The organism is Pseudomonas sp. OTU5201, from assembly GCF_038440135.1.
GTDB classification, from domain to species: Bacteria; Pseudomonadota; Gammaproteobacteria; order Pseudomonadales; family Pseudomonadaceae; genus Metapseudomonas; species Metapseudomonas resinovorans.
Window position 1 is genome coordinate 128,022 of record NZ_JASATC010000001.1, and the last position, 24,984, is coordinate 153,005.

Here is a 24,984-nt window from a genome sequence, read left to right on the forward strand (position 1 = left end):
GGAACCCATGGGGGACGCTCACGGTTGGATGCAGTCACCCCAAGGATAGATCGGCCGACGACAGCCTTCCTCACGCTCCGTCAGACGATTTCAGACGGCGTCAAAAGCGTGTCAAGTCGATCACCGCAAAACTCGCCACGGTTTCATGGCCGTCCAGCACGCCACCCTCGCGAGCCAGGCCAATAGTCTGCATGCCAGCCTCGCGCGCAGCATCCAGCTCCTGGACCACGTCGGAAAGGAAGAGGATCTGCTCGCCCGGCAGGCCAATGGCGGACGCAATGCGCTGATAGGACGCGGCCTCTCGCTTGGCTCCCGAGGTGGTGTCGAAATAGCCGGAGAACAACGACGCCAGGTCGCCTGCCTCGGAGCAACCGAAGATCAGCTTCTGCGCCTGGATAGAACCCGAAGAGTAGACAAAGAGGTCATAGCCCTCTTCCTTCCAGCGGCGCAGTGCCTCAACGGCATCGGGGTAGACATGGCCCTTGAGCTGGCCAGCCTGGTAGCCCTGCTCCCAGACCATGCCCTGCAACGCCTTGAGGGGCGTGGCCTTGCGGTCTTCGGCGATCCAACCCAGGAGGATCTCCACCACCCGCTCCAGGCTAGCCCCGACCTCGCCGCTTTCGTCCCGCACGGCGTCGATCTGCTGCGCCACCGCCGGTTCGCCGGCATGGGTCAGGACGAACTCCGGCAGGTGGCGTGCAGCGAAGGGGAAGAGCACGTCGAATACGAAACTCACCGCACTGGTGGTGCCCTCGATATCAGTGAGGATGGCCTTGATGGGCATTGGAAACTCCAGGTGAATCGGTATGGCTGTCGTAGGAGCGAGTTTGCTCGCGAAGGTACCTCGTACCCATTCGCCGGCAAGCCGGCTCCTGCAACTCAGTCTTCCAGCTGGGGGAAACGCTTGGCGATTTCGTCGCCGGTGAACTTGGCGACCCAGCCTTCCGGGTTGTTGAACAGGCGTATGGCGACGAAGTGCGGATGTTCGCCCATGTCGAACCAGTGACGGGTGCCGGCCGGCACGGAGATCAGGTCGTTCTTTTCGCAAAGCACGGCATAGACGTAATCGTCGATGTGCAGAGTGAACAGGCCACGGCCGGCGACGAAGAACCGCACCTCGTCTTCGCCATGGCGGTGCTCGTCGAGGAACTTGGCTCGCAGTTCGTCTTTCTGCGGGTGGTCGCGGGTCAAGCTGACGACGTCGACGGTCACGTAGCCCTGCTCCCGCATCAAGCGGTCGATCTGCGGGCGATAGGCGGCGATCACTTCCTCCTGGCTGGCACCCGGCGCGATGGGGGCGGAAGCCTCCCAGCGCTCGAAGCGCACACCGACGGACGCGAGGGTGGAGGCGATGTCATCCAGGTGGGTCAGCACCTTGTTCGGCAGGTCGGGGCTGGATTCGTGGTAAACGGTCAGGCTGCTCATCTGGGTACTCCTTGCGGGCGTCCTCCCGGCTCTCTGGCGGGTCGGACGACACCGGTATCAGTCAGGCATCTTCGTGCGAAGGAAGCTTCAGCGCTGGGTGATCGAGAGCGTCTTCAGTTCGCACTCGAAGAGGAACTCGAAGGCTTCGACCTGGCGCAGGGCGTCGCTCATGCGCGGCCCCCAAGTATAGAGGCCGTGGCCACGGATCAGGTAACCCACGCAGTCAGCGTGCTGTTCCAGCCAGGGTTGCACCTTGGCGGCCAGACGGGCGATGTCCTGGTCATTGTCGAAGATCGGCACCAGCACCTGGGACTCGTGGGTGCTGATGCCGCTGAAGGCCTTCTGCAACTCGTAATCGGCGAACACCAGAGAATCGGCCAGCGTCAGGCGCGACAACACGGTGGCGTTCACCGAATGGGTATGCAGCACGGCGCCGATTTCCGGTTTCCAGCGGTAAAGCTGGGTGTGCAGCAGGGTTTCGGCCGAGGGCTTCTTGCCTGGCTCCAGGCTGTTGCCGTCCATATCCGTGGCCAGCACATCGTCCGGGCCGAGCTGACCCTTGTGCTTGCCGGAAACGGTCAGCAGCACCTCGGTCGCGGACAGCCGCGCCGAATAGTTGCTGCTGGTGGCCGGCGACCAGCCACGGTTGTACAGGAAACGGCCGGCTTCGATGATTTCCTGGGCGAGTTTTTGGCGATTCATGCCCGCTCCTCCTGCAATTGGGTGGCAATGATAACGGCTGCGGCGAGCGCCGCGAGCGTCGCGATAACGTAAGTCCAGAGCGGCCCCAGGCTGCTCCAGCTGTAGCCCGAGTAGAGTGCACCGAGGGCGCCGCCGGTGCCGGCCAGGGCGGCGTAGAGCGCCTGACTCTGCCCCTGCTGGCGCGGTCCGAACCGACGTTGCACGAAATGGATGGCGGCAGCGTGAAAGCTGCCGAAAGTAGCGGCATGCAGCAGTTGTGCAAACAGCAGTACCGGCAACTGGTCGGCGAAATTACCGATCAGCAGCCAGCGAAGGGCGGCGATCAGGAAACTGGCCAACAGCACCACGCGAACCGAATAGCGCGTAAGAATGCGCGCCATCACCATGAACAGCAGCACCTCAGCCACCACGCCCAGCGCCCAGAGCTGGCCGATCAGGCTGCGCGAGTAGCCAAGGGATTCGAGGTAGATGGTCTGGAAACTGTAGTAAGGCCCGTGGGACAGCTGCATCAGGCCCACGCTCAGATAGAAGGCCAGTACTCCCGGCTGGCGCAACTGGTCGATAAAGCCGCTCTGCCCCGGCACGTCGGGCCTGGCCTGGGGCGCGGCATTCGGCACCCAGAAACTGCTGAGGACGATACCGCTCATGATGAGCACCAGCGCCCAGGGATAGAGGTCGAGGCTGAACAGCTCGAACAGCTCGCCCAAACCGATCACCGTCAGGATGAAGCCGATGGAGCCCCAGAGCCGTACCTGGCTGTAGCGCGCCGCCTGCTCCCGGAGATGTGCGAGGGTGATCACCTCGAACTGAGGCAGCACGGCATGCCAGAAGAAGGCATGCAAGGCCATGATCAGTGCCAGCCAGGCGTAGCTTTGGCTGACGAAAATCAGCGAGAAGGTCAGCAGGGTGCAGAAGGCGCCGAACCGCACGATGTCCAGGCGCCGGCCGCTGCGGTCGCCCAGCCAGCCCCAGAGGTTGGGCGCTACGCAGCGCATCAGCATGGGGATCGCCAGCAGCTCGCCGATACGTGCACTGGAAAAGCCCAGGTGCGCAAAGTAAAGACCGAGGAAGGGCGCCGTGGCGCCCAGCAGGGAAAAGTAGAAGAGATAGAAGCTGGAAAGCCGCCAATAGGGCAGCGCGTTCGCGCCGCCCGTCACAGCTGGCCGAGCACCGGGGTTTCGACCCGCACGCTGGCATTCTGCGCGCGGTGGCGCAGCAGGTGGTCCATCAGCACGATGGCCATCATGGCTTCGGCGATCGGGGTCGCGCGAATGCCCACGCACGGATCGTGGCGGCCTTTGGTGACCACATCCACCGGGTTGCCGTGAACGTCGATGGAGCGACCGGGCGTGGTGATGCTGGAGGTCGGTTTCAGCGCCAGATTGGCGACTATCGGCTGGCCAGAGGAGATGCCGCCGAGGATGCCGCCGGCGTTGTTGGAGAGGAAGCCTTCCGGGGTCATTTCGTCGCGGTGCTGGGTACCGCGCTGGGCCACGCTGTCAAAGCCTGCACCGATCTCAACGCCCTTGACGGCGTTGATGCTCATCAGCGCATGGGCCAGTTCAGCATCCAGGCGGTCGAAGATCGGCTCGCCCAGTCCTGGCGGCACACCTTCGGCAACCACGGTGATCTTCGCGCCCACCGAGTCCTGGTCACGGCGCAACTGGTCCATGTAGGCCTCCAGCTCGGGAACCTTGTCCGGGTCAGGGCTGAAGAAGGCGTTCTGTTCCACCGAATCCCAGGTCTTGAAGGGAATCTCGATGGGGCCGAGCTGACTCATGTAGCCGCGCACGGTGATGCCCTGAGTAGCCAGGAACTTCTTGGCGATGGCGCCAGCGGCCACGCGCATCGCGGTTTCCCGCGCCGAGGACCGGCCACCACCACGGTAGTCGCGAATGCCATATTTGTGGTGGTAGGTGTAGTCGGCGTGGGCCGGGCGGAACAGGTCCTTGATCGCCGAGTAGTCCTTGGACTTCTGGTCGGTGTTGCGGATCAGCAGGCCGATGGCGCAACCGGTGGTCTTGCCCTCGAATACGCCAGAGAGGATTTCCACCTCGTCAGCTTCCTGGCGCTGGGTCGTGTGGCGGCTGGTGCCCGGCTTGCGGCGGTCCAGGTCACGCTGCAGGTCCTCGAGGGACAGGTCCAGCCCCGGCGGGCAGCCGTCGACGATGGCGACCAGCGCCGGACCATGGCTTTCGCCAGCGGTGGTGACGGTGAACAGCTTGCCGTAGGTGTTGCCGGACATGCACAGTGCTCCGCAGAAATGGGCCTCGTTCGAAGGTCGAGCAGTATACCCGCGGCGTCCGGCCAGTTCACCCCTCGACCTTGTGCCCGCTGCCGCGTCCAACCCACCATTCCGAGTATCGACCTCAAAGCAATGCTGCGACTTCTAATGCTGATCCTTCCTCTCCTTGCCGGCCTGGCCCAGGCCGCCCCCCAGAGCGTGCTGCAACGCCCGATCGAACTGGACACCGGCAGCGGCATCCTGCGCGGCACCTTGCTGCGCCCGAAGACCGATCAGCCCGTGCCGGTGGCGCTGATCATCTCCGGCTCCGGCCCCACCGACCGTGATGGCAACAATCCCCTCGGCGGACGCAACGACAGCCTGAAGAAACTTGCCCAGTTGCTGGCGCGCAATGGAATTGCCAGCGTGCGTTACGACAAGCGCGGCATTGCCGCTAGCCAGGACGCAGGAGCGGATGAGCGCCAGCTCAGCATCGAGCTCTACGCCGGTGATGCCGCAGCCTGGGGTCAACAGCTGAAGCAGGACGCGAGGTTTTCCCAACTGATCCTGATCGGTCACAGCGAAGGTGCGCTGATCGCCAGCCTCGCGGCGGCGACAGCGGGTGCTGATGCGCTGGTCAGCATTTCCGGTAGCGCCCGCCCGATCGACCAGTTGCTGCGCGACCAGTTGCAGGACCGCCTGCCCCCTCCTTTGCTGACCCAGAGCGAAGCTTTGCTGGCCAGCTTGCGGGCGGGCCAGCAGGTGGCCGAAGTGCCGCAACCATTGGAAGTACTGTTCCGCCCCAGTGTGCAGCCGTACCTGATTTCCCTGTTTCGCCAGGACCCGGCACGGGCCTTTGGCCGGCTGCCGATACCCGCGCTGATCCTGCAGGGCAGCCACGATATCCAGGTGAGCGTGAGCGATGCCGAGCGGCTCAAGGCCGCCAAACCGGATGCCCAACTGGCCATCATCGAGGGCATGAACCATATGCTGCGTATCGTGCCGATGGATATGGCACAGCAGCTGGCATCCTACCGCGACCCACGGCTGCCCCTGGCACGAGAGCTGGGCGAGCGCATCCTGGCCTTCATCGAGGAACTGCCCGACTCCAGAAATGCGAAGAGCGGTCGATAAAGGCGAAAGATTCTGTAGGAAATCTCGCCTGACACGGGCATTTACGTACAGAATCCGCACTGACGTACCAAGTCCGTCGCAGCAGGTTCTTGCAAGGTACTTCCCGATGAGCGAAAGCCCAGCCGAACAGCAAAGCGCCACAGAAGCCGCCCCGCCGCCCCATCCGTGGACGGAACTGGCGGCCGAGCATTTCGACCTGCTGCGTCTCGCCCCCCAACCCATCGACCGCCACACCGGCACACGGCCACTGCGCTTTGTCGAATTGGGCCGAGTGGAACGGCACAACAAGGAGCAGAGCGTGCTGCGCCTTAGCATCGGGCTTCCCGGACAGAAGGTGCGAAAGGAGCAGAACCTGCTGGAAGTCTGGGCTGACCACCGCAGCAAGGAAGTCCGCTTCGGCCCGGACTGCGGCCTGCAACTGGAACCGCAGAACCGCGGCTTGGGACGCTTTCTACTTGCCCAAGGCATCGCCTGGGCCAAGCAACGCTGGGCCCATTATCGAATAGAGGGCGGCGCCCTGCCCGCCAAGGACGCACTGGACAACGAGGCGCGTCTACGTCGCGACCACGTCCTCAAGGCGCAGGGATTCGAGATCAATTACCTGGACAACCTGCAGCTGAAGGCGAGCTACAGTGCTGGCCAGATCAGCGAACTGCACGGTGACTGGCACCGCGAGAAGGTCCAATTGGTGGGACTGCAGGAAGCCGCCGCGATGCTCGAGCAGGCTGACCATAACTTGCGGCGGCAGGAGGTGGAGATTCGCAAACTTGAAGAGCGCATCGCCCTCTACAAACGTGAAGACAGCGGCCTGCGCTTTACCATCGCCTGCCTGGTGGCATTCGCGGTATTTCAGGCGGGCCTGCTGATCTGGATCATCACCCGCTGACCCGAAGGGTCAGGGATTCAGTCGCGCGCGGAACAACGGCTGGTGTTCCCGGCACTGCCTGGCGCTGAGCATGAATACACCGTGTCCGCCATGCTCGAAGTCCAGCCAGAGGAAATCCACCTCTGGATAAAGCGCTTCGACGTGCGACTGGCTGTTGCCCACTTCCACGATCAGCAAGCCCTTCTCGGTCAGGTGGTCAGCCGCCTCGGCCAGCATCCGCCGCACCAGGTCCAGACCATCATTGCCACAGGCCAGGCCCAGTTCGGGCTCGTGGTGGTATTCAGCCGGCATGTCGGCAAAGTCCTCGGCATCCACATAGGGCGGATTGGATACGATCAGGTCGAAGCGCTGCCCCGGCAGGCCGTCGAAACCATCGCCCTGTACCGTGTAGACGCGCTCTTCCAGGCCGTGGCGCTCGATATTCAGGTTGGCGACTTCCAGGGCGTCAAAGGAAAGGTCAGCGAGCACCACCTCCGCGTGCGCGAACGTATGGGCGCAGGCGATACCGATGCAGCCCGAGCCCGTGCAGAGGTCGAGGACACGCGCCGGGTCCTGGGGCAGCCAGGGTGCAAACTGCTGCTGAATCAGCTCGGCGATGGGCGAACGAGGCACCAGCACCCGTTCGTCGACCAAGAAAGGCATGCCGCAAAACCAGGCCTCGCCCAGCAGGTAGGCGACCGGAACACGCTCGTCGATGCGCCGACGCAGCAGCTCGCGCAGGTGAGCGCATTCGTCCTCTTCAAGGCGACAGTCCAGGTAGCTGTCAGAAATCTCGTAAGGCAAGTGCAGTGCGCCCAACACCAGTTGACGGGCTTCATCCCAGGCGTTGTCGGTGCCATGACCGAAGAACAGGTTCTCAGCATGGAAACGGCTGACAGCCCAGCGGATGTGGTCACGCAGGGTGCGCAGGCGGGATTCGGACACGGCAGCTACCTCGGAAAACGGGCCGAAGATTCTAGCACCCCTACCGTCTTGGAGCAGCCCGCAGGCGCCGACGAACGGACACCCCAAAAACGCCGCACAATCCACCCTGCAGTCCGCGTGGCAGTTGAGCGCCGCGTCCTCGCCGGGCAACTGGACCTTGGCCCATGGTTCACTTATTGCGCCGCAGGGCGGACAATGGTGGCCATGTCGTACCTGGAGATTCGCATGTCCGCCCCGAAATCCATGTTCCAGCTCAGTGGCCGTGGCTATCCGCCGGCCAACCTGAACAATGCCACCCTGGTGATCATCGACGCCCAGGAAGAGTACCGTAGCGGCGTTCTCGCCCTGCCCGGTCTCGATGCCGCCCTCGGCGAGATTGCCAGCCTCCTTGCCGCCGCCCGCGCCATGGGCAGCGCCATCGTCCATGTAAAACACCTCGGTGTACCCGGCGGCATCTTCGATCCCCGTGGAGAGCGTGGAGAGCACTTGCCCGAGGTCGCGCCCCTGCCGGGCGAGATCGTGGTCGAGAAGCGCTTGCCCAACGCATTCGCCGGCACCGACCTGCATGACCGCCTGCAAGCTATCGGGCACCTGGACCTGATCGTCTGCGGATTCATGACCCACTCCAGCATCAGCACCACGGTCCGCGCTGCCAAGGACTATGGTTATCGCTGCACGCTGGTGAGTGCAGCCTGCGCGACCCGCGACCTGCCAACCGTCGACGGCGGCGTTATCAGCGCGGAAGACATGCACCGTGTCGAGGTGATCGCCCTCGCCGACAACTTCGCCAGTGTGGTGCCGCAGGCCAAGGCGCTTATCTAACGAGGCGTCGCAATATCCCGCGACATCCGCGACGGGGTTGACCGGAACCACCGCCAGCTGGCGCCGGTCATACCCCGATCAAGCAAGAGGACGTCCGGATGAAGTTATCCGATGGTTTCGATGCCCGCCGCCTGCGCCCACGCGGCCCAGGCAACTGGCGCTGGCGTTTAGCAGCGGCACTCTCCGCGCTATTGGCCAGCTTCGGTGTACTGCTCGCAATGGCCGGCGCCGCCACCCTCCTTGGCCGCCCGCCCGCCCTCGGCCCCCTCAACGACAGCACGGGTGCAGCGATAGTGCTGTTTCTCTTCGGCCTGCTCTTCCTCTGGATCGGCGTACTCGCCTGGCGCCTCTGCCGACGGTGGTCCCGACGCCGCAGCGGCCTGAGCATGTCACCTCACCTCATGAAGAAACGCGACTGAGCCCCACACGGGGTATTTGGGTAAACTAGCCGCCCTTCGCGGAGGCCAGTATGCAAGACGATACCCACGACAACGCCCAAGTAGACGACGATAGCTCCCTGTTTGCCGAACAGATGCGCGGCGTGAAGCGCATCCGGAACGATCGCGCCGACACTGGCAAGGTACGCGCTGACCACAAACAGCTGGCCAACCGCAGGCAGAACGCCACCCTGAGCGTCGCCAGCGTCAAGGTCGACGGTCTGTCCGATCAGTTCGTCATCGACGTCGGTGCCGAGGACGAGCTGCACTGGGCCCGCGACGGCGTTCAGGAAGGCCAGATGCGCAAACTCAAGCAGGGTCAGATCGGCTTCGACGGCAGCCTCGACCTGCACGGCATGACCGTGGAGAAGGCCCGCGAAACCCTTTGGGATTTCATCGCCGAAGCCACCCGGTTCGAAGTGCGCTGCGTACGCGTCACCCACGGCAAGGCGGCACGCCTGGACGGCAAGCGTCCGCTGATCAAGAGCCACGTCAATACCTGGCTGCGCCAACACCCGCAGGTGCTGGGCTTTACGTCCTGCCTGCCGAAGCACGGCGGAACCGGCGCGGTCTATGTGATGTTGCGCCGAACCATGCTGGACGGCCGCGACGAGTGAAACGCCCGGCTTCGGGACAGGTCTTCAGCGCAACCCACCCTTGCCAGCCGCCCGTTCGCGCCCTACCCTGCGCTTTTGCGTAAATCCCCACAGGAATTTCCATGTCCCTGGAACAGCATTACACCGCGATCCTCGGCCAGCTCGGCGAAGACGTTTCCCGCGAAGGCCTGCTCGATACCCCGAAGCGTGCCGCAAAGGCGATGCAGTACCTCTGCCGCGGCTACCAGCAGACGCTGGAAGAAGTCACCAACGGCGCCCTGTTCAGCTCCGATAACAGCGAAATGGTGCTGGTGAAGAACATCGAGCTGTACTCGCTCTGCGAACACCACCTGCTGCCGTTCATCGGCAAGGCTCACGTGGCCTACATCCCTAACGGCAAGGTGCTGGGCCTGTCCAAGGTCGCCCGAATCGTCGACATGTTCGCGCGCCGCCTGCAGATCCAGGAAAACCTCAGCCGCCAAATCGCCGAGGCCGTTCAGCAGGTCACCGGCGCCCTGGGCGTGGCCGTGGTCATCGAGGCCCAGCACATGTGCATGATGATGCGCGGCGTGGAGAAGCAGAATTCCTCGATGGTCACCTCGGTGATGCTCGGCGAGTTCCGTGAAAACGCCGCCACCCGCAGCGAATTCCTCAGCCTGATCAACAACTGAGTTACCCTCCCCACGAAAGAGCCGGCGCCAGCCGGCTTTTTCGTTTCTGCGTTCTGCACGAAGGCATCCGGGCTAGAAGCTCCTGCCGTCGACCTTCACCACCTTGAGACTGTCCAGAGGGACATCTTCCAGGCAGCGCACGTTCACGGCCGCCATGGGCTTACCCTTGGGATCGCTGGCTTCGCCATAGGGCGCACAGCCGCAGTGGGCGCAGAAATGATGAGCAATATGCATGCGATTGAAGCGGTAGGTGGACAGGTCGGACTCCGGTGTAGAGAGCCTCAACTGTTCTCGCGGTACGAACCAGAGCAGGTAGCCGCGCCGGCTGCACAGCGAGCAATTGCACTCCATGGCCTGTTCCAGGGTGCCCTCGACCTCGAAGGCGATCTTCCCGCAATGGCAACTGCCTCGGTATTTCATGGGCGACACTCCGGATTGCGCTCGTTGGCGGGCTGAAGCGTCCAAATTAGTACAGGCCCGGAAGACCCGCCATCACGAAAAAGCCGGCTTACGCCGGCTTTTTTGCTGCTCAGAGAACCTCAATCGAACATGCCCACATGACACGGATGACTGACCACGCGCTCCATCCAGGCAAGAATCGCCGGATAGCCGGACAGCTCGAAACCGCCTTCGTGGGCCACATGGGTGTATGCGTACAGCGCGATGTCGGCAATGGAGTACTGGTCACACACCAGATACGGCGTGCGCTGCAGCTGCTTCTCCATCACCTTCAAGGCCTTGTGCCCGCGCACCTGGCAAACCTTGTACTCCTCCAGGCGATCTTCCGGCATGCCTTGGTAGAGCTGGATGAAGCGCGCCACGGCCACGTATGGCTCGTGGCTGTACTGCTCGAAGAACTGCCATTGCAACACCTGGGTGCGCAGACGCGGCTCGGCGGGCAGCAGGTCGCTGCCGTGGGCGAGGAAATTCAGGATGGCATTGGATTCCCAGAGGGTGGTGCCGTCTTCCAGCTCCAGCACGGGAATCTTGCCGTTGGGGTTCTTCTCCAGGAACTCGGGGCTCTCGGTCTCGCCCTTGAGGATGTCCACCGGCACCCATTGATAGGGCAGGCCAAGCAGGTTGAGGATCAGCTTGACCTTGTAGCAGTTGCCGGACTTGTAGTCGCCGTAAACCTTGTACATCGTTCCCTCCCCTGTGATCAGGCAGCTTCGGCCGCCAGGGCCTGACGAATGACTCCGGCAAGACGCTTGAGACCTTCACCCAGACGTTCGGGTGCCACGTGGCTGAAGTTCAGGCGCAGATGGCCCGGGTGCTTGTCTGGATCGATGAAAAACGGTTCGCCCGGCATGAAGGCGACGTTCTGCTCCAGTGCAGGCTTGAGCAGGGTGCGGGTGTCCAGCGGTTGTTTCAGCGTCAACCAGAAGAACAATCCGCCCTGGGGAATCTCCCAGGTGGCCAGCTCGCCGAAGTGTTCCTCCAGCTCAGCCTGCATGGAGTCGCGACGCACACGATAGAAATCACGCAGCTCGGCCAAATGCTGGCGGTACTGCTCGGTGCCGAACCATTGCAGTGCCTGCCACTGGCCGATGCGGTTGGTATGCAGGTCGGCAGACTGTTTCAGGCGCAGGAGGTGCGGGAACAGGTCCGGCGTTGCGATCAGGAAGCCCACGCGCAGGCCTGGCAGCAGGGTCTTGGACACGGTACCGGTGTAGATCCAGCTGGCCTTCTTCAGGCGGCTGACGATGGGGGTGGCGCTGCTTTCGTCGAATACCAGCTCACGGTAAGGCTCGTCTTCGATCAGGGTCACGCCGAACTCGTCCAGCAACGCGGCGACCGCGTCACGCTTGGCCTCGCTGTAGCGCGTGCCGGACGGATTCTGGAAAGTCGGAATCAGATACGCGAAGGACGGCTTGTGCTGCTCCAGGCGCTGGCGCAGGGCAGCGATCTCGGGACCGTCGGCTTCCTGGGGTACGGCGATGCAATCGGCACCGAACAGCTGGAATGCCTGCAGGGCCGCCAGATAGGTCGGTGCTTCCAGCAGCACCTCGGTGCCCGGATCGATGAACAGCTTGGAGGCCAGGTCCAGGGTCTGCTGGGAGCCGCTGACAATCAGTACCTGACTCGCCTCGCAGGGCACGCCGAGAGCACGCGCTTCGGCGGCGATGGCTTCACGCAGCGCTGGCTCGCCTTCACTCATGCCGTACTGGCCCATGCTCGCCGGCATCTCGGCCCAGTCCACCTTCGGCAGCATTGGCTCGGCTGGCAAGCCTCCGGCGAAGGACATCACTTCCGGACGCTGGGCGGCGGCAAGGATTTCGCGGATCAGGGAGCTTTTCAGGCGGGCGATGCGTTCAGAGAAGGCCATGGATTGTCACCGGGTGCGGAAGCGAGGAAATTAAGTCAAACTGCTTGACCGAAACTACGACGACCGTCACAGATACGTCAATATGCTTGACCTGAAAAACTCCGCCGTTCAGCAAGCTGCCATGGAAGCGTTCTTCTTCGGCTACCAGGCCTTCACTAGCAAGCCGGACGAAATTCTCGCCCGCCGCGGACTGTCACGAGTGCATCACCGCATCCTGTTCTTCATCGCCAAGTATCCCGGGCTGAGCGTCAAGGAACTGCTTGGCTACCTGGGTGTGACCAAGCAGGCGCTGAACACCCCTCTGCGGCAGCTGATCGAGATGAAGCTGGTGGAGAGCGTCACCGCCATTGATGACAAGCGTAAGCGCCTGCTGGGTTTCACCTTAGAAGGTGCGAAGCTGGAACAGGCCCTGCGCCGGGAACAGGCGCGCCTGTTGCAGCGCGCCTTTGGCGAGGCCGGGGAAGAAGCGGTGCGCGGCTGGTTGGAGGTCAACCAGGCGCTCTGCACCGCAAGACAGAGCGAAGCCGCGGAAGGTTAGGCAGCAGGCTCCAGTTCCCGCGCACCGCGGAAGAACACCAACATCAGTGCCACGTTGCTGGCGATCAGCGGCAGTAGACCGAGCATCATCAACACGACGGTCGCCATCATGATGCCGCCCACCAGGTCCAGCCAGCCCATGACCCGCAAGGCCGGATAGGCGTTCTGCACCTTGAGCAGGCGCACGCCCAACCAGGCGGTCAGGGCGCCGAGCATGGCCACCAGACCGAAGTAGAACAGCATCGGCCAGCCCGGCTGGGTACTGGCATCACCCATCAGAAAGCCCAACACCTCGATCACCAGGCTGCCGATGATCACTGCCCAGACCGGCGGAGCCAGCCCCTCGGCCGAGAATCGCGCCTCGGCGAACAGCTTGAAACGGATCAGCAGGTAGCAACCCAGCAGGGTCAGGGCCACGCCGAACCAGTCGGACAGGTTCGTCATCAGCGGGTCTTCGGTAGCGCCGGCGGCCACAGCAAGTCCGGTCAGAATGAGCGTACTCACCGCACAGACCAGGCTCAGCCAGGCGAGTAGCCTGAGATGGTCGGGCGTCCACCCATTCATCTGCCGAGGTCCTGCTTCTTCCACCAGTTCCACCCGCGGGGCGGCATAGGGGTTCTCATCCATGTGCATGGCTCCAGGCAGCAAAAGCATCACAGTAGCCGCTGATCCGCGGGGTGCCAATCGACTGTAACGCTCAACGCGCGCATTGCTGTATCGGGACGTTGCACGGCGCCTGGCTTTAGTCTGCGGACACAACGACAAGGTGACCGCCATGAGCCTGGAACTGATCTTCGCCTTCATCCTCTTTGCCTTCGTCACCTCCGTGACGCCCGGCCCCAACAACATGATGCTGCTCGCCTCGGGTGTGAACTTCGGCGTGCGCCGTAGCGTGCCGCACATGCTCGGTATCAGTATCGGCTTCATGATCCTGGTGATGGCCGTGGGCCTGGGCCTGTCCCAGGTCTTCCAGCAGGTTCCCGAGCTGTATATCGCACTGCGCTACATCGGCGCCGCCTACCTGCTTTACCTCGCCTGGAAAATCGCCGGCTCGGGCGCCCCGGATGCGGACAGCACTGAAAAACAGCCGAAGCCGTTCACCTTCCTCCAGGCCGCCGCCTTCCAGTGGGTCAACCCCAAGGCCTGGGTCATGGCCATAGGCGCCATCACCACCTACACCCCGCAGGAGAACTTCGTCGTCAACGTGGTGCTGATCGCCGCGCTATTCGCCCTGGTGAATTGCCCCAGCGTCGGACTCTGGACCGTGGCCGGCAGCCTGCTGCGCCGCTGGCTGTCCGAACCGCGCATACTGCGCCGGTTCAACATTGGCATGGCCCTGCTGCTGGTAGCCTCGCTCTACCCTATCCTGGCCGACGCGCACGGAAAGATCTGATGACCCCCACTTCGGAAACCCCGGCAAACCCGCCGCGCCTGCGCCCCCTGGCCGACTCGTCGCCCTCGGCCGTGGTGGCGGGCTTCATCGCCATGCTCACCGGCTACACCAGCTCCCTGGTGCTGATGTTCCAGGCCGGGCAGGCCGCAGGCCTGAGCAATGCGCAGATTTCCTCCTGGATCTGGGCCCTGTCCATCGGCATGGCCCTGACCACTATCGGTCTGTCGCTGCGCTACCGCACGCCCATAGTCGTCGCCTGGTCCACGCCTGGCGCAGCCCTGCTGATCACCAGCCTGCCCGGCGTGAGTTACGGCGAGGCGATCGGCGCCTTCATCGTCTGCGCCGCGCTGCTCGCGCTGGTGGGGTTGACTGGTGGCTTCGAGCGTCTGATGCGGCGCCTGCCCGCCTCGCTGGCCGCCGCCCTGCTGGCCGGCATCCTGTTCAAGATCGGCAGCGAAATCTTCATCGCGGCCCAACATCGCACTGCCCTGGTGCTGGCGATGTTCTTCAGCTACCTGGTGTTCAAGCGCCTGCAACCCCGCTATGCCGTGCTGGTGGCACTGCTGGTGGGCTGCGTGGTGGCGGCTGCGCTGGGTCTGCTGAATTTCAGCGGCTTCGAGTTCGCCCTGGCCGAACCGGTCTGGACGACGCCTGACTTCTCTGTCACGGCGGTGATCAGCATCGGCATTCCGCTGTTTGTCGTCGCCATGGCTTCGCAGAACATCCCCGGCATTGCCGTGCTGCGCGCCGACGGCTACCAGGTGCCGGCTTCGCCGCTGATCTCGGTCACGGGGATCGCCTCACTGCTGCTGGCGCCCTTCGGCTCCCACGGCATCAACCTGGCGGCCATCAGTGCCGCCATCTGCACCGGCCCCCATGCCCACGAGGACCGCAACAAACGTTACACCGCCGCAGTCTGGTGTGGGATCTTCTACGGTATTGCCGGTACCTTTGGCGCGACCCTGGCAGCGCTGTTCGCCGCGCTGCCCAAGGAGCTGGTGCTATCCATCGCCGCCCTGGCGCTGTTCGGTTCCATCAGCAACGGCCTGACTGCCGCCATGCAGGAACCCAAGGAGCGCGAGGCGGCGCTGATCACCTTCATGGTCACCGCCTCGGGCATGACCTTGCTGTCCATAGGCTCGGCCTTCTGGGGCCTGATCGCCGGCGTGCTGACGCTGTTGATCCTCAACTGGGATAGCGGCCGCGATAAATGAAGAAAGGCGCCGATTGGCGCCTTTTTCTTTTGCTCCCGGTGAGCGAATTGAAATCCCCCGCAGCTTCCTCAGATCGCGGTAGCTCCACCATCCACGGCGAGCGCGTGGCCAGTGGTGAAACCGGCCGCATCGCAGCAGAGGTAGAGCACCGCCGCAGCGATTTCCTCCACCTTGCCGATGCGTCCCACCGGGTGCATGGCGGCGGCGAACTCGCCCTTCTTCGGGTCTGCTTCGTAGGCGCGGCGGAACATATCGGTGTCGATCACAGCAGGGCACACGGCATTCACCCGCACCTTCTTCTTCGCATACTCGACGGCCGCCGACTTGGTCAGCCCGATCACGGCATGCTTGGAAGCCGCATAAATGCTCATCTTCGGCGCCGCGCCCAAGCCCGCCACCGAGGCGGTGTTGACGATGGCGCCTCCCCCTTGGGCCAGCAACAGCGGGATCTGGTGCTTCATGCAGAGCCAGACGCCCTTCACGTTGACGCCCATGATGGCGTCGAACTCCGCCTCACTGCCCTCGGCCAACTTACCCTTCTCGATCTCGATACCAGCGTTGTTGAAGGCGTAATCCAGACGGCCATAGGCGGCCACGGTCCCCTCCATCAGCGCCTGGACCTCCGCGTCGCGGGTCACGTCACAGCGGATGAACTGCGCGTCGCCACCGGCGGCACGAATCAGCTCCACCGTGCCTTCACCACCGGCGACATCCACATCGGAAACCACCACCTTCAGGCCCTCGCCGGCGAACGCCAAGGCAGTGGCGCGACCGATACCGTTGGCGGCGCCGGTTACCAGGGCAACCTGACCGGAGAACTTCATGCTCATCTATGCATCCTCGACGGGAATGGAAACTGCGGCGCAGTCTAGTCATTCGCCATTGCCCGGCGTCAGCATCATCAAGGCTCTGGTGGACACACCATGCATCCCACTGATGAAGGCCATACCCCTGAATCATTGATATGGATGACAGCACATTCCGCCCCGCCACCGAACTTGCTACTGCCGCCCTGCGGGACTATCACCAGAGCTTTCCCTTTCGGAGTTCCTGCCATGTCCCAGCTCAACCGCCAGTTCCTCCTCGCCCAGCGACCGGTCGGCCCGGCTACTCGCGACACCTTTTCCTACGTGGAAACCCCGACAGGCGAACCCGCCCTCGGCCAGGTACTGGTGGAGAACCTCTACCTGTCCCTGGACCCGGCCATGCGCGGCTGGATGAATGACGCCCGTTCCTACATTCCCCCCGTCGCGATTGGCGAGGTGATGCGCGCCCTGGGTATTGGCAGGGTGGTGGCGTCCCAGCACCCCGATTACCAGGTAGGCGACCATATCTGTGGCGTGGTGGGTGTGCAGGACTACTTTCTCGGTGAACCGCGCGACTTCCAGAAGGTTGATCCCGGCCAGGCACCGCTGCCGCTCTACCTGTCTGCTCTCGGCATGACCGGCATGACTGCTTACTTCGCCCTGCTCGATGTGGGCCAACCCAAGGCTGGAGAAACCGTGGTGATCTCCGGTGCCGCCGGGGCGGTGGGTGGAGTGGCCGGGCAGATCGCACGGATCAAGGGCTGCCGCGTTGTGGGTATTGCCGGCGGCGCCGACAAATGCCGTTATCTGGTGGAAGAACTGGGCTTCGACGGTGCCATCGACTATAAGGCCGAAAACCTGCACGCCGCGCTCAAGCGCGAATGCCCCAAGGGCGTGGATGTCTACTTCGACAACGTTGGCGGCGATATCCTCGATGCCGTGCTCACCCGCATCAACCGCAAGGCACGCATCGTCATCTGCGGCGCCATCAGCCAGTACAACAACAAGGACGCAGTGAAAGGGCCGGCCAACTACTTGGCGCTGCTGGTGAACCGCGCGCGCATGGAAGGCATGGTGGTGTTCGATTACGCACCGCGCTTCGGCGAGGCGGTCAAGGACATTGCCGGCTGGCTGGCCAGCGGCGAACTGAAGAGCAAAGAGGACGTGGTGAGCGGGCTGGAAACTTTCCCGGAAACCCTGGGCAAGCTGTTCAGCGGTGAGAACTTCGGGAAGCTTGTGCTGAAAGTGCGCTGATCGGCATCAATGGTGCGCTGCCTGCCGGGACAGCGCACCAACGACGTCGACGTCAGGCCAGTTCGGCCACGACGGCGGCCAGGGCTTTGGACGGGTCGGTGGCCTGGCTGATCGGGCGGCCGATGACCAGATAGTCGGAACCGGCATCCAGGGCCTGGCGCGGCGTGAGGATGCGGCGTTGGTCGTCCTGGGCGCTGCCGGCCGGACGGATACCCGGAGTCACCAGTTGCAGGCGCGGATAGGCAGCCTTGAGATCCGTGGCTTCCTGGGCCGAACACACCAGGCCGTCCATGCCGGCCTTGTCGGCCAGGCCTGCCAGGCGCAGCACCTGTTCCTTGGGTTCGATGTCCAGACCGATGCCGGCCAGGTCCTCGCGCTCCATGCTGGTCAGCACGGTCACACCGATCAGCAGTGGTTTGGGCCCGTTGAACTTGTCCAGGGTTTCACGGCAGGCCGCCATCATCCGCAGGCCACCTGAGCAATGGACGTTGACCATCCACACACCCATCTCGGCAGCAGCTTTCACCGCCATGGCCGTCGTATTGGGAATGTCGTGGAATTTCAGGTCGAGGAAGACTTCGAAACCCCGATCACGCAACGTCGAGACGATTTCCGCAGCGCAGCTGGTAAACAGCTCCTTGCCCACCTTGACCCGGCACAGCTTGGGGTCCAACTGGTCGGCCAGCCGCAGGGCAGCGTCACGGGTGGGAAAGTCGAGGGCGACAATGATCGGCGTCTGACAGGCGGACATGGGGAAATCTCATACGAATCGGAAACGGCGCGCATTGTAGCGGAAGCCAACGCGCGCCGCTGCCTTACACGATGTGGTCCAGCGCGAAGGCTGTCATGAATCCGGCCAAGGTAATCAGCCCGGTCCAGGCGTGGGTGCTCTCGAAGGCTTCAGGAAGCAGCGTGTCCACCAGCATGCAAAGCACGGCCCCCGCCGAGAAGCCCAGGGCGAAAGCCAGCCAGGTCGGCGACAGCCCGGCGAACAGCCCAGGCCCGGCCATTGCAGCCAACCCCGACAAAAGCGCGATGACACCCCACAGGCCGAACACTAGCCAGCCGCTGCGCTTTTCCTCGCGCAGGCCGGCGGCGCTGGCCAGCCCTTCGGGCAAGTTGGCAAGGAAAATGGCCACCAGCATCAGCAGGCTGACCTCACCACCGTCCAGCAGGCCCAGTCCCAGGCCAAGGGATTCGGGGATACCGTCCAGGAAGGCACCGACGGCTATCAACAAGGCGACCATGCCGTTTCCACCATTCGCGGCCTTGCTACGGTGATGTTGCTCCAAGTGATCGATGTACTGGTCAGCCAGGACGAACACGATGCCGCCGGCCAGCAAACCGCCCAGAGTCGGCCAGAGTCCGCCAAGACGTTCGGCCTCCGGGATCTGGCCGAAACACAGCGCGGCAATCAGCACCCCACTACCGTAGGCCATGATCGAGGCAACCACCTTTTGCGGCAACTTCACCAGAAAGCCAATGGCTGCTCCGATTAGCAGGCTGCTGGCGGCCAACCAGCCCCACAAGCCAGCCTGAATAGTGACGGGTATCTGCACGAGGTCCTCCTTGATCGATGCACACGGTCCGGCGCGCCGTTTCCACGGCCAGCCTATCGGCCCAACAAGCGTTCCAGCAACCAGCTTGCCGCCGGGCCCAGTCGGCGCTGCCGGGACCAGACCACATCCACCGCCTGGCTGCGCGGCCAACCGGGTACTTGAAGCTCCTTCAAGCGCCCGTTGGCGTAGCCGCTGACCAGCCAGCGCGGCAACTCCGCCCAGCCGAATCCCTGGATGGCCATTTCCAGCAACATCAAGTAGCTCGGCGCCGACCAGCAGCGTCCGCTACTGTCCGGCAAGCCATCGTCAACCGCCACGGCGTCGCCCAGAGTGTTCAGGCGCAACAAGCGCCAGCCGGACAGGTCGCTCACGCGCACATCCACCCGCTGTGCCAGAGGATGGTCAAGGGCCACGAACAGTCCGAAGTCGGCGCGCTCGGCCACCATCGCCGAGCCCAGCTCTGGCGGATAGTTGCCCTGGGCTGCCAGCAACCCCAGCGTGGCGCGCCCCTGCGCAACCAGTTCGATCACGTCGCGATCCTCGGCGATCAGGCACTCGAATTCGAGATCGGGGTAGCGCTGATCCAGCTCAGCCAGGCGTTCCTCGTACTGCGCCGACTGGTAGGCATCCGAAAGCGCGAGGCTGACACGGGGCTCCAATCCTCCAGCGAGTTGAGCCGCCGCATGCTGCAAGCGATCGGATGCCGCAAGAATTGCCTCGACCCGTCCCAGCAGGGCGCGTCCGGCATCGGTCAACCGAGGTTGGCGGCTGCTTCGGTCGAAGAGGGTCAGCCCCAGATCGATTTCCAGCCGCGCAATGGCCTCGCTGACGGTGGACTGGCTTTTGCCCAGCTTTCGCGCGGCGGCGCTGAACGAGCCAAGGGAGACGACCTGGGCAAAGGCTTCAAGTGATTCAGGCGAGTAGTTCATATCGGTTTTCCCGATGGTTTCTAACTTAACCCTATCCCAACAACCGATGAAAATACAGGCCATACGTTCATACGGAACCTGGAGATCGCCATGCCTCGGACCACCACCACCGCCCTGAACAAGTCCTTCAAGGAGCGGGTACTCCACGCCCTGGCGTTCGAGGGCCTGGCCGTCCTGTTGACTGCCCCGGTGCTGTCCCTGGTGCTGGGCAAGTCGCTGGCGCACATGGGCGCGTTGACCCTGATGTTCTCCACTGTGGCGATGCTCTGGAACATGCTCTTCAACAGCATGTTCGACCGGGCCCAGCGGAGCCTCGGCTTCCAGCGCACCCTACCGGTGCGCCTGGCCCACGCCGTGCTGTTCGAACTCGGGCTGATCGTGGTCCTCGTTCCGTTGGCGGCCTGGTGGCTGTCGATCGGACTGGTAGAGGCCTTCCTGCTGGATATCGGCCTGTTGCTGTTCTTCCTGCCTTACACCCTGGCCTTCAACTGGACTTACGACACGCTTCGCGCCCGCCTGCTGGACACCCGGTCGAAGGCGACAGCCGGCTGCGGCGCCCGCTGAACCAGCGGCGACCTCCTTCAGTCGGCGCTGGCAAATCGATGATTCTCGGGAACGTGGAAAGGCGCGCACAATCGAATACAGTAACCCCCCTTTCCGCAGGAGATGATCATGCCCTGGTATGCCTGGCTGATACTGGTTCTGGCCATCGGCTCCATAGTCGGTAGCCTGATGGTGTTGCGCGATACGGCGAAGAAACTGCCGCTGACGGAGGAGCAGCTCAAGCGCATCCGCGAGCGCAATGCCGAGATGGATGCCAAGGACGCCAAGGACCGCTGACCCCGTGCCCGCCCCCGAACAAAGGACCGCTGCATCAGCGCAAGGAAGCGTCATGCCGCTTCACTTGCAACTGCTGTTCCCGCTGATTGTCCTCGCGCTCGGCCAGGGGCTGGGCGGCGTGCAGGTAAGTGCCCTGCTGGCGGGCGTCGCCTTTGCGGGCTGGGTACTCGCCGATCGCCAACTGCCAGCCTGGATCTGGCTGCCAGTCACCCTGCTCTCCTCCGTAGCCCTGGCCGCCCACCTGGTGCCCGGCTTCAGCCCGCTGCCTTTGGGCGAGCCACAGCGCCTGAGCCCCGATGCAGCGCCCTACGCCCTGCGCCTGTCCTGGGACAAGCTGCTGGTGGGTATGACATTACTCGCCTGGTGGCTGGGCCGCCCGACACCGCCGGCACGCTCCGCGCAGCGGGCATGGCTCGCGATACTGGCAACCCTGCTACTGGTACCCGTGCTGGCCATGGCGACTGGCCTGGTCGCTTGGCAACCGAAATGGCCGCCGATGCTATGGGAATGGTTGGCGGTCAATCTGCTGGCCACGGTGCTGGCGGAGGAACTGGTATTTCGTGGACTGCTGCAGCCGCTGCTGGTCGCCAGGCTGGGGGCTCGCAACGGTGTGCTGCTCACCGCTGTGCTCTTTGGCGCCGTCCACCTGCCCTTCGGTCCACTGTTCGCGCTACTGGCGGCGGTAGCTGGACTGGGTTATGGCCTGGCCTTCCATTACAGCGGCCGGCTCGCGGTAGCCGTGGTGCTGCACCTCGGTGTCAATCTCTGCCATCTGCTGTTGCTGAGCTACCCGCTGCGACTGGCCTGACCACGATGCCATAGCGTCCGAAGATCTGTTGCAACTGACCACCAGCGCGCAGCTTGTCCAGCAGGGCCGAAAACTGCGCAGCACTGATGGGGGCATCTGGCCGCAGCAGGGCGTAGTGGTGGTAGCGCTGGTCCAGCCGCTCGCTGACAAGGAAGCTGCCGGCCTGCTCCGGGTTCTGCTCCAGGTAGACGTTGAAATAGGATCGGGTCACCAGCGCGATGTCTGCGCGCTCCCTCAGCAGCATTCTCAGATTGCTGTCGTGGGAGTAGGTGAGCTTCGCGTCGAACTCGCGCTGAAGGAACTCCGGGTCGGCATTGAAGCCCGCGAATCCGTAGTGATAGCCGTTATAGAGCGCAAGCCGCTTGCCGGCCAGCTTGCCGAAGTAGTGCTCGCTGCGCCCGGGCTGCGACTTGGCGACGAAGATCTCCGCGTCTTCCAGCCCAAGGTCAATCCGTGCGCCGGGAATGCCTTGCCAACCCCAGTCGGGATTTTCGAAGACGGCCAAGTCGATCCGCCCGTCCTGGAAGTCCTTGAAGCGCCGCGGAATTGCAGTCGGGCGCACGACGAAACGGTAGTTCGCCTGCAACTCATTGAGCGCCGCGAGCATATCCAGCAGCAAGCCGCTGGCCTCGGCCGATTCGGGTTTGATCACATAGGGTGGAAAATGCGCGCCAGCGACCTGGACGGTCTGCGACGCCATCACGGGCGCTGAAACCAGCAGAACTACGGAGAACCACAAGGCTTTCAGGGACAACCCCCTGCCAACTTCCATCTCTACCGCTGCTCCCTGCAGATACGGCCCTGCGCCGCAGAGTACGTGATTAATGTTTCAGCCACACAGGTTTCCCCGCGCAGGCCGTGACAGAGTTCACATTTACTGTCAGACGTCCTTGATCACGAGCGACAAGGCCTGTTCGGCCAGTTGGTCGAGGCTCATCGGTCCTTCCGGACGGAACCAAGTGGTGGTCCAGCTCAGGGCACCGGTGAGGAAACGCCGCAGGATGAACGGATCAGCGGTGAAGTAGCCCTCGGCCCGCGCCTCGCCCAGCACCTGCAGCCAGATCTGTTCGTAGCTGTCACGCAGTTGGAGGATGTATTCCTGGCTTTCTTCCGACAGCGAACGCCATTCGTACACCAGCACCCCCATGGCTTCGCCGGTACCGCCCATGATCGATTGCAGCTCACAACGAATCAGCGCCAGCACCCGCTCGCGCAGGTCGCTAGCGTCGGCCAGGGAGGCGCGCATCAGCGCCGTGTTGTAGAGGACGGTTTCCTCCATGACCGAACGGAGGATCTCATCCTTGCTTTTGAAGTGATGGAAGATGCTACCGGACTGAATGCCCACGGCACTCGCCAGGTCGCGCACCGTGGTGCGCTCGTAACCCTTGCTGCGGAAGAGGTGGGCGGCGGTCTGCAACAGCTTGCCACGGGCGCTTTCGGGGTCGGTGATCTGACCGCTGGCTACCAGTTCGTGCATCACCGCTTGGGCTTTTTCATCGTCAACGCTCATTGGCATCCCCGCTGCAGTCAGCCACTCCAACTTAAGAATGGTCTGCAAGTCTCTGTCTTGATTAACGAAATCTATGCTGGGTGATGCGCCCAAGCAAGCGCTCGGGCAAAAAAGAACTGAAGCGGCGCTTTTCAACCAAGCGCTTGCTTGGTAGTGTTTGATCCATCACCCAACAGTGCTGCGGAATAATCCAATGACAAGAACCGTACGCATCGGCTGCGCCTCTGCCTTCTGGGGCGACACCTCCACCGCCGCCGCCCAACTGGTGCACGGCGCCACGCTGGATTACCTGGTCTTCGATTACCTGGCGGAGATCACCATGTCGATCATGGCTGGTGCTCGCCTGAAGGACCCGAATGCCGGCTTCGCCACTGACTTCGTCGAGGTCCTGGCCCCCCTGCTGCCAACACTTGCGGAGAAGAAAGTCCGTGTGATCAGTAACGCCGGCGGGGTCAACCCGGTGGCCTGCGCCAGCGCCCTGGCCGCCGCCTGCGAAAAGGCCGGTGTGTCCCTGAAGATCGCCGTGCTGCATGGCGACAACCTGCAGCCCAGGCTGGGCGAACTGGCCAAGTCCGGCATCCGCGAAATGTTCAGCGACGCACCGCTGCCGCCCATGTGCGTTTCGGTGAACGCCTACCTGGGCGCGCCCGGCATAGTGGCCGCCCTGGAACAGGGTGCCGACATCGTGATTACCGGCCGGGTGGTGGACAGCGCAGTGGTCAGTGCCGCCCTCGTTCATGAGTTCCACTGGGCCTGGAGCGATCACGACAAGCTGGCCCAGGCCGCCCTCGCCGGTCACCTGATCGAGTGCGGTGCCCAGTGCACCGGCGGCAACTTCACCGATTGGGAGTCGGTACCGGATTACGAACACATCGGCTTCCCCATCATCGAGGTCGAGGCCGATGGCAGTTTCTGCGTGACCAAGCCGGATGGTTCCGGCGGCCTGGTCACGCCTTTCTCGGTCGGCGAGCAGATGCTCTACGAGATCGGCGACCCACGCGCCTACCTGCTCCCCGACGTGGTCTGCGACTTCACCCGCGTCACCCTGGAGCAAGCCGGCCCGAACCGTGTGCGTGTACTCGGCGCCCGCGGCCTGCCGCCGACACCGCAGTACAAGGTGAGCGCCACCTACCCGGACGGTTTCCGTTGCACGGCCAGCTGCCTGCTGGCCGGCATTGATGCGGTGAGGAAGGCCGAGCGGGTCAGCCGCGCCATCATCGCCAAGACCGAGGAAATCTTCGCCGAACGTGGCTGGGGGCCCTACCGCGAGGTGAACATCGAGCTGCTGGGCAGTGAGGCCACCTACGGCCCCCATGGCCAGCGACAGGACAGCCGCGAGGTGGTGATCAAGATCGCCGTCAGCCACAGCCGCAAGGATGCCCTGGTGCTCTTCTCCCGCGAGATCGCCCAGGCCGCCACCGGCATGGCGCCGGGCCTGACCGGCATCGTTGGCGGCCGACCCACGGTCTACCCGGTGATCCGCCTGTTTTCCTTCCTGGTGGACAAATCCACCTGCCACCTGGACGTGGAAATGGACGGGCAGCGCCGCCCCTGCGACCTGCCAAACGTGGAAGGCTTCGACGTCGCCGCCCTCGCCGACGACCTTCAACCGCCTGCCGCCGATGGCCAGGCCAGTGCCAGCGTGCCTCTGGTGAAACTGGCGGTGGCGCGCTCGGGCGACAAGGGCAACCACAGCAATATCGGCGTGATGGCGCGCAAGGCGGAGTACCTGCCCTGGATCGCCGAAGCCCTGACGCCGGAAGCGGTGGTCGACTGGATGGGCCATGTGCTCGACCCACAACTAGGCCGCGTCGCGCGCTGGTACCTGCCGGGCAGCCATAGCCTGAACTTCCTGCTGGAAAACGCCTTGGGTGGTGGCGGTGTCGCCAGCCTGCGTATCGACCCGCAAGGCAAGGCCTTCGCCCAGCAACTCCTGGAATTCCCGGTGCCGGTGCCCCAGGCCCTGGCCGACAGCCTCTGAGGACGC

General features: G+C 63.6%; 30 protein-coding genes. 14 read left to right on the top strand and 16 right to left on the bottom strand.

Annotation, left to right across the window (positions count from 1 at the left end; genetic code table 11):
• Nucleotides 1-100: 100 nt before the first annotated feature.
• The 5 genes from mtnC to aroC all read right to left on the bottom strand — a co-directional run bounded on the left by mtnC (nt 101) and on the right by aroC (nt 4,372).
• The gene (mtnC, locus tag AAHM40_RS00625) at nt 101-784 is read right to left on the bottom strand and encodes an acireductone synthase (RefSeq protein ID WP_342242975.1); all 684 of its coding nucleotides are present in this window, start codon (nt 782-784) and stop codon (nt 101-103) included.
• A 95-nt stretch (nt 785-879) separates the two neighbouring features.
• A complete protein-coding gene (locus AAHM40_RS00630; protein ID WP_342242976.1) occupies nt 880-1,425 on the bottom strand; it encodes a 1,2-dihydroxy-3-keto-5-methylthiopentene dioxygenase in 546 nt (181 codons plus the stop codon).
• A gap of 87 nt (nt 1,426-1,512) precedes the next feature.
• Complete coding sequence (locus AAHM40_RS00635; protein WP_342242977.1) at nt 1,513-2,127, bottom strand: methylthioribulose 1-phosphate dehydratase; 615 nt, start codon at nt 2,125-2,127, stop codon at nt 1,513-1,515.
• Nucleotides 2,124-3,284: an MFS transporter gene (locus AAHM40_RS00640; protein WP_342242978.1), complete on the bottom strand. Its 1,161-nt coding sequence runs from the start codon at nt 3,282-3,284 to the stop codon at nt 2,124-2,126. Before AAHM40_RS00640 ends, AAHM40_RS00635 begins: the two co-directional genes overlap by 4 nt.
• Entirely contained in the window at nt 3,281-4,372 is a 1,092-nt protein-coding gene (gene aroC / locus AAHM40_RS00645; protein ID WP_342242979.1) for a chorismate synthase, read from the bottom strand. The genes AAHM40_RS00640 and aroC overlap by 4 nt, the downstream gene beginning before the upstream one ends.
• Nucleotides 4,373-4,504: 132 nt before the next feature.
• Between aroC and AAHM40_RS00650 the strand changes: the two genes are divergently transcribed.
• Both AAHM40_RS00650 and AAHM40_RS00655 read left to right on the top strand, forming a co-directional pair.
• Complete coding sequence (locus tag AAHM40_RS00650) at nt 4,505-5,485, top strand: alpha/beta hydrolase (RefSeq protein ID WP_342242980.1); 981 nt, start codon at nt 4,505-4,507, stop codon at nt 5,483-5,485.
• A 106-nt stretch (nt 5,486-5,591) separates the two neighbouring features.
• Nucleotides 5,592-6,371 carry a hypothetical protein gene (locus tag AAHM40_RS00655; protein WP_342242981.1) on the top strand — a complete coding sequence of 260 codons (780 nt, stop codon included), beginning with the start codon at nt 5,592-5,594 and terminating at the stop codon, nt 6,369-6,371.
• Between the two features lie 9 nt (nt 6,372-6,380).
• Here AAHM40_RS00655 and prmB read toward each other — a convergent pair whose 3' ends face one another.
• A complete protein-coding gene (gene prmB / locus AAHM40_RS00660) occupies nt 6,381-7,295 on the bottom strand; it encodes a 50S ribosomal protein L3 N(5)-glutamine methyltransferase (RefSeq protein WP_342242982.1) in 915 nt (304 codons plus the stop codon).
• Between the two features lie 225 nt (nt 7,296-7,520).
• Here prmB and AAHM40_RS00665 point away from each other — a divergent pair, with 225 nt between their 5' ends.
• The 4 genes from AAHM40_RS00665 to folE all read left to right on the top strand — a co-directional run bounded on the left by AAHM40_RS00665 (nt 7,521) and on the right by folE (nt 9,821).
• Nucleotides 7,521-8,117 (top strand): cysteine hydrolase family protein, encoded by a 597-nt coding sequence (locus AAHM40_RS00665; protein WP_028627816.1) that lies wholly within the window; start codon nt 7,521-7,523, stop codon nt 8,115-8,117.
• A 98-nt stretch (nt 8,118-8,215) separates the two neighbouring features.
• Nucleotides 8,216-8,536: a hypothetical protein gene (locus AAHM40_RS00670; protein WP_342242983.1), complete on the top strand. Its 321-nt coding sequence runs from the start codon at nt 8,216-8,218 to the stop codon at nt 8,534-8,536.
• A 50-nt stretch (nt 8,537-8,586) separates the two neighbouring features.
• Nucleotides 8,587-9,171, top strand: a complete 585-nt coding sequence (locus AAHM40_RS00675; protein WP_028627818.1) for a Smr/MutS family protein — start codon at nt 8,587-8,589, stop codon at nt 9,169-9,171.
• A 101-nt stretch (nt 9,172-9,272) separates the two neighbouring features.
• Complete coding sequence (gene folE / locus AAHM40_RS00680; RefSeq protein ID WP_004422399.1) at nt 9,273-9,821, top strand: GTP cyclohydrolase I FolE; 549 nt, start codon at nt 9,273-9,275, stop codon at nt 9,819-9,821.
• Nucleotides 9,822-9,893: 72 nt separating this feature from the next.
• On the opposite strand, the gene AAHM40_RS00685 is transcribed toward folE, so the two are convergent.
• From AAHM40_RS00685 to AAHM40_RS00695, 3 genes are all read right to left on the bottom strand, one after another.
• Nucleotides 9,894-10,241 carry a GFA family protein gene (locus AAHM40_RS00685; RefSeq protein WP_342242984.1) on the bottom strand — a complete coding sequence of 116 codons (348 nt, stop codon included), beginning with the start codon at nt 10,239-10,241 and terminating at the stop codon, nt 9,894-9,896.
• A gap of 119 nt (nt 10,242-10,360) precedes the next feature.
• The gene (locus AAHM40_RS00690) at nt 10,361-10,963 is read right to left on the bottom strand and encodes a glutathione S-transferase family protein (protein WP_342242985.1); all 603 of its coding nucleotides are present in this window, start codon (nt 10,961-10,963) and stop codon (nt 10,361-10,363) included.
• A 17-nt stretch (nt 10,964-10,980) separates the two neighbouring features.
• A complete protein-coding gene (locus AAHM40_RS00695) occupies nt 10,981-12,147 on the bottom strand; it encodes an aminotransferase-like domain-containing protein (protein WP_342242986.1) in 1,167 nt (388 codons plus the stop codon).
• An 82-nt stretch (nt 12,148-12,229) separates the two neighbouring features.
• On the opposite strand from AAHM40_RS00695, the gene AAHM40_RS00700 reads away from it, so the two are divergent.
• A complete protein-coding gene (locus tag AAHM40_RS00700) occupies nt 12,230-12,685 on the top strand; it encodes a MarR family winged helix-turn-helix transcriptional regulator (protein ID WP_342242987.1) in 456 nt (151 codons plus the stop codon).
• Here AAHM40_RS00700 and AAHM40_RS00705 read toward each other — a convergent pair.
• Nucleotides 12,682-13,311 carry a hypothetical protein gene (locus tag AAHM40_RS00705; RefSeq protein WP_342242988.1) on the bottom strand — a complete coding sequence of 210 codons (630 nt, stop codon included), beginning with the start codon at nt 13,309-13,311 and terminating at the stop codon, nt 12,682-12,684. The two genes, AAHM40_RS00700 and AAHM40_RS00705, sit on opposite strands and share 4 nt — an antisense overlap.
• A gap of 148 nt (nt 13,312-13,459) precedes the next feature.
• On the opposite strand from AAHM40_RS00705, the gene AAHM40_RS00710 reads away from it, so the two are divergent.
• The gene (locus tag AAHM40_RS00710) at nt 13,460-14,077 is read left to right on the top strand and encodes a LysE family translocator (RefSeq protein ID WP_342242989.1); all 618 of its coding nucleotides are present in this window, start codon (nt 13,460-13,462) and stop codon (nt 14,075-14,077) included.
• Nucleotides 14,077-15,291: a benzoate/H(+) symporter BenE family transporter gene (locus AAHM40_RS00715; protein ID WP_342242990.1), complete on the top strand. Its 1,215-nt coding sequence runs from the start codon at nt 14,077-14,079 to the stop codon at nt 15,289-15,291. Before AAHM40_RS00710 ends, AAHM40_RS00715 begins: the two co-directional genes overlap by 1 nt.
• A 68-nt stretch (nt 15,292-15,359) precedes the next feature.
• On the opposite strand, the gene AAHM40_RS00720 is transcribed toward AAHM40_RS00715, so the two are convergent.
• Nucleotides 15,360-16,121 (bottom strand): SDR family oxidoreductase, encoded by a 762-nt coding sequence (locus tag AAHM40_RS00720; protein WP_342242991.1) that lies wholly within the window; start codon nt 16,119-16,121, stop codon nt 15,360-15,362.
• Nucleotides 16,122-16,346: 225 nt separating this feature from the next.
• Between AAHM40_RS00720 and AAHM40_RS00725 the strand changes: the two genes are divergently transcribed.
• Entirely contained in the window at nt 16,347-17,351 is a 1,005-nt protein-coding gene (locus AAHM40_RS00725) for an NADP-dependent oxidoreductase (protein ID WP_342242992.1), read from the top strand.
• A gap of 52 nt (nt 17,352-17,403) precedes the next feature.
• Here AAHM40_RS00725 and pyrF read toward each other — a convergent pair whose 3' ends face one another.
• The 3 genes from pyrF to AAHM40_RS00740 form a co-directional block, all read right to left on the bottom strand.
• On the bottom strand, nt 17,404-18,102 hold the full coding sequence (gene pyrF / locus AAHM40_RS00730) for an orotidine-5'-phosphate decarboxylase (protein ID WP_342242993.1): 699 nt from the start codon (nt 18,100-18,102) through the stop codon (nt 17,404-17,406).
• Between the two features lie 64 nt (nt 18,103-18,166).
• Nucleotides 18,167-18,910 carry a ZIP family metal transporter gene (locus AAHM40_RS00735; protein WP_342242994.1) on the bottom strand — a complete coding sequence of 248 codons (744 nt, stop codon included), beginning with the start codon at nt 18,908-18,910 and terminating at the stop codon, nt 18,167-18,169.
• 53 nt (nt 18,911-18,963) lie between these two features.
• Nucleotides 18,964-19,839: a LysR family transcriptional regulator gene (locus AAHM40_RS00740; RefSeq protein ID WP_342242995.1), complete on the bottom strand. Its 876-nt coding sequence runs from the start codon at nt 19,837-19,839 to the stop codon at nt 18,964-18,966.
• Between the two features lie 90 nt (nt 19,840-19,929).
• Here AAHM40_RS00740 and AAHM40_RS00745 point away from each other — a divergent pair, with 90 nt between their 5' ends.
• The 3 genes from AAHM40_RS00745 (at nt 19,930) to AAHM40_RS00755 (ending at nt 21,487) form a co-directional block, all read left to right on the top strand.
• The gene (locus AAHM40_RS00745) at nt 19,930-20,403 is read left to right on the top strand and encodes a multidrug/biocide efflux PACE transporter (RefSeq protein WP_342242996.1); all 474 of its coding nucleotides are present in this window, start codon (nt 19,930-19,932) and stop codon (nt 20,401-20,403) included.
• A gap of 108 nt (nt 20,404-20,511) precedes the next feature.
• A complete protein-coding gene (locus tag AAHM40_RS00750) occupies nt 20,512-20,679 on the top strand; it encodes a DUF2897 family protein (protein ID WP_120655166.1) in 168 nt (55 codons plus the stop codon).
• 52 nt (nt 20,680-20,731) lie between these two features.
• Complete coding sequence (locus tag AAHM40_RS00755; protein ID WP_342242997.1) at nt 20,732-21,487, top strand: CPBP family intramembrane glutamic endopeptidase; 756 nt, start codon at nt 20,732-20,734, stop codon at nt 21,485-21,487.
• On the opposite strand, the gene AAHM40_RS00760 is transcribed toward AAHM40_RS00755, so the two are convergent.
• Nucleotides 21,438-22,259, bottom strand: a complete 822-nt coding sequence (locus AAHM40_RS00760) for a substrate-binding periplasmic protein (protein ID WP_446731519.1) — start codon at nt 22,257-22,259, stop codon at nt 21,438-21,440. The genes AAHM40_RS00755 and AAHM40_RS00760 overlap by 50 nt on opposite strands.
• Nucleotides 22,260-22,367: 108 nt before the next feature.
• Entirely contained in the window at nt 22,368-22,997 is a 630-nt protein-coding gene (locus tag AAHM40_RS00765) for a TetR/AcrR family transcriptional regulator (RefSeq protein ID WP_280284276.1), read from the bottom strand.
• 193 nt (nt 22,998-23,190) lie between these two features.
• On the opposite strand from AAHM40_RS00765, the gene AAHM40_RS00770 reads away from it, so the two are divergent.
• Complete coding sequence (locus AAHM40_RS00770; RefSeq protein ID WP_342242998.1) at nt 23,191-24,978, top strand: acyclic terpene utilization AtuA family protein; 1,788 nt, start codon at nt 23,191-23,193, stop codon at nt 24,976-24,978.
• The last annotated feature ends 6 nt before the right edge of the window (nt 24,979-24,984 follow it).

Coding starts and splice junctions, on each gene's coding strand:
- AAHM40_RS00770 (WP_342242998.1), top strand. CDS start 23,191: ATGACAAGAACCGTACGCATCGGCTGCGCCTCTGCCTTCTGGGGCGAC.
- AAHM40_RS00755 (WP_342242997.1), top strand. CDS start 20,732: ATGCCGCTTCACTTGCAACTGCTGTTCCCGCTGATTGTCCTCGCGCTC.
- AAHM40_RS00685 (WP_342242984.1), bottom strand. CDS start 10,241: ATGAAATACCGAGGCAGTTGCCATTGCGGGAAGATCGCCTTCGAGGTC.
- AAHM40_RS00630 (WP_342242976.1), bottom strand. CDS start 1,425: ATGAGCAGCCTGACCGTTTACCACGAATCCAGCCCCGACCTGCCGAAC.
- AAHM40_RS00655 (WP_342242981.1), top strand. CDS start 5,592: ATGAGCGAAAGCCCAGCCGAACAGCAAAGCGCCACAGAAGCCGCCCCG.
- AAHM40_RS00650 (WP_342242980.1), top strand. CDS start 4,505: ATGCTGCGACTTCTAATGCTGATCCTTCCTCTCCTTGCCGGCCTGGCC.
- AAHM40_RS00710 (WP_342242989.1), top strand. CDS start 13,460: ATGAGCCTGGAACTGATCTTCGCCTTCATCCTCTTTGCCTTCGTCACC.
- aroC (WP_342242979.1), bottom strand. CDS start 4,372: ATGTCCGGCAACACCTACGGCAAGCTGTTCACCGTCACCACCGCTGGC.
- AAHM40_RS00675 (WP_028627818.1), top strand. CDS start 8,587: ATGCAAGACGATACCCACGACAACGCCCAAGTAGACGACGATAGCTCC.
- AAHM40_RS00705 (WP_342242988.1), bottom strand. CDS start 13,311: ATGGATGAGAACCCCTATGCCGCCCCGCGGGTGGAACTGGTGGAAGAA.
- AAHM40_RS00740 (WP_342242995.1), bottom strand. CDS start 19,839: ATGAACTACTCGCCTGAATCACTTGAAGCCTTTGCCCAGGTCGTCTCC.
- AAHM40_RS00670 (WP_342242983.1), top strand. CDS start 8,216: ATGAAGTTATCCGATGGTTTCGATGCCCGCCGCCTGCGCCCACGCGGC.
- AAHM40_RS00760 (WP_446731519.1), bottom strand. CDS start 22,259: ATGGAAGTTGGCAGGGGGTTGTCCCTGAAAGCCTTGTGGTTCTCCGTA.
- AAHM40_RS00725 (WP_342242992.1), top strand. CDS start 16,347: ATGTCCCAGCTCAACCGCCAGTTCCTCCTCGCCCAGCGACCGGTCGGC.
- pyrF (WP_342242993.1), bottom strand. CDS start 18,102: ATGTCCGCCTGTCAGACGCCGATCATTGTCGCCCTCGACTTTCCCACC.
- AAHM40_RS00765 (WP_280284276.1), bottom strand. CDS start 22,997: ATGAGCGTTGACGATGAAAAAGCCCAAGCGGTGATGCACGAACTGGTA.
- AAHM40_RS00750 (WP_120655166.1), top strand. CDS start 20,512: ATGCCCTGGTATGCCTGGCTGATACTGGTTCTGGCCATCGGCTCCATA.
- mtnC (WP_342242975.1), bottom strand. CDS start 784: ATGCCCATCAAGGCCATCCTCACTGATATCGAGGGCACCACCAGTGCG.
- AAHM40_RS00690 (WP_342242985.1), bottom strand. CDS start 10,963: ATGTACAAGGTTTACGGCGACTACAAGTCCGGCAACTGCTACAAGGTC.
- folE (WP_004422399.1), top strand. CDS start 9,273: ATGTCCCTGGAACAGCATTACACCGCGATCCTCGGCCAGCTCGGCGAA.
- AAHM40_RS00665 (WP_028627816.1), top strand. CDS start 7,521: ATGTCCGCCCCGAAATCCATGTTCCAGCTCAGTGGCCGTGGCTATCCG.
- AAHM40_RS00695 (WP_342242986.1), bottom strand. CDS start 12,147: ATGGCCTTCTCTGAACGCATCGCCCGCCTGAAAAGCTCCCTGATCCGC.
- AAHM40_RS00720 (WP_342242991.1), bottom strand. CDS start 16,121: ATGAGCATGAAGTTCTCCGGTCAGGTTGCCCTGGTAACCGGCGCCGCC.
- AAHM40_RS00715 (WP_342242990.1), top strand. CDS start 14,077: ATGACCCCCACTTCGGAAACCCCGGCAAACCCGCCGCGCCTGCGCCCC.
- AAHM40_RS00700 (WP_342242987.1), top strand. CDS start 12,230: ATGCTTGACCTGAAAAACTCCGCCGTTCAGCAAGCTGCCATGGAAGCG.
- AAHM40_RS00635 (WP_342242977.1), bottom strand. CDS start 2,127: ATGAATCGCCAAAAACTCGCCCAGGAAATCATCGAAGCCGGCCGTTTC.
- AAHM40_RS00745 (WP_342242996.1), top strand. CDS start 19,930: ATGCCTCGGACCACCACCACCGCCCTGAACAAGTCCTTCAAGGAGCGG.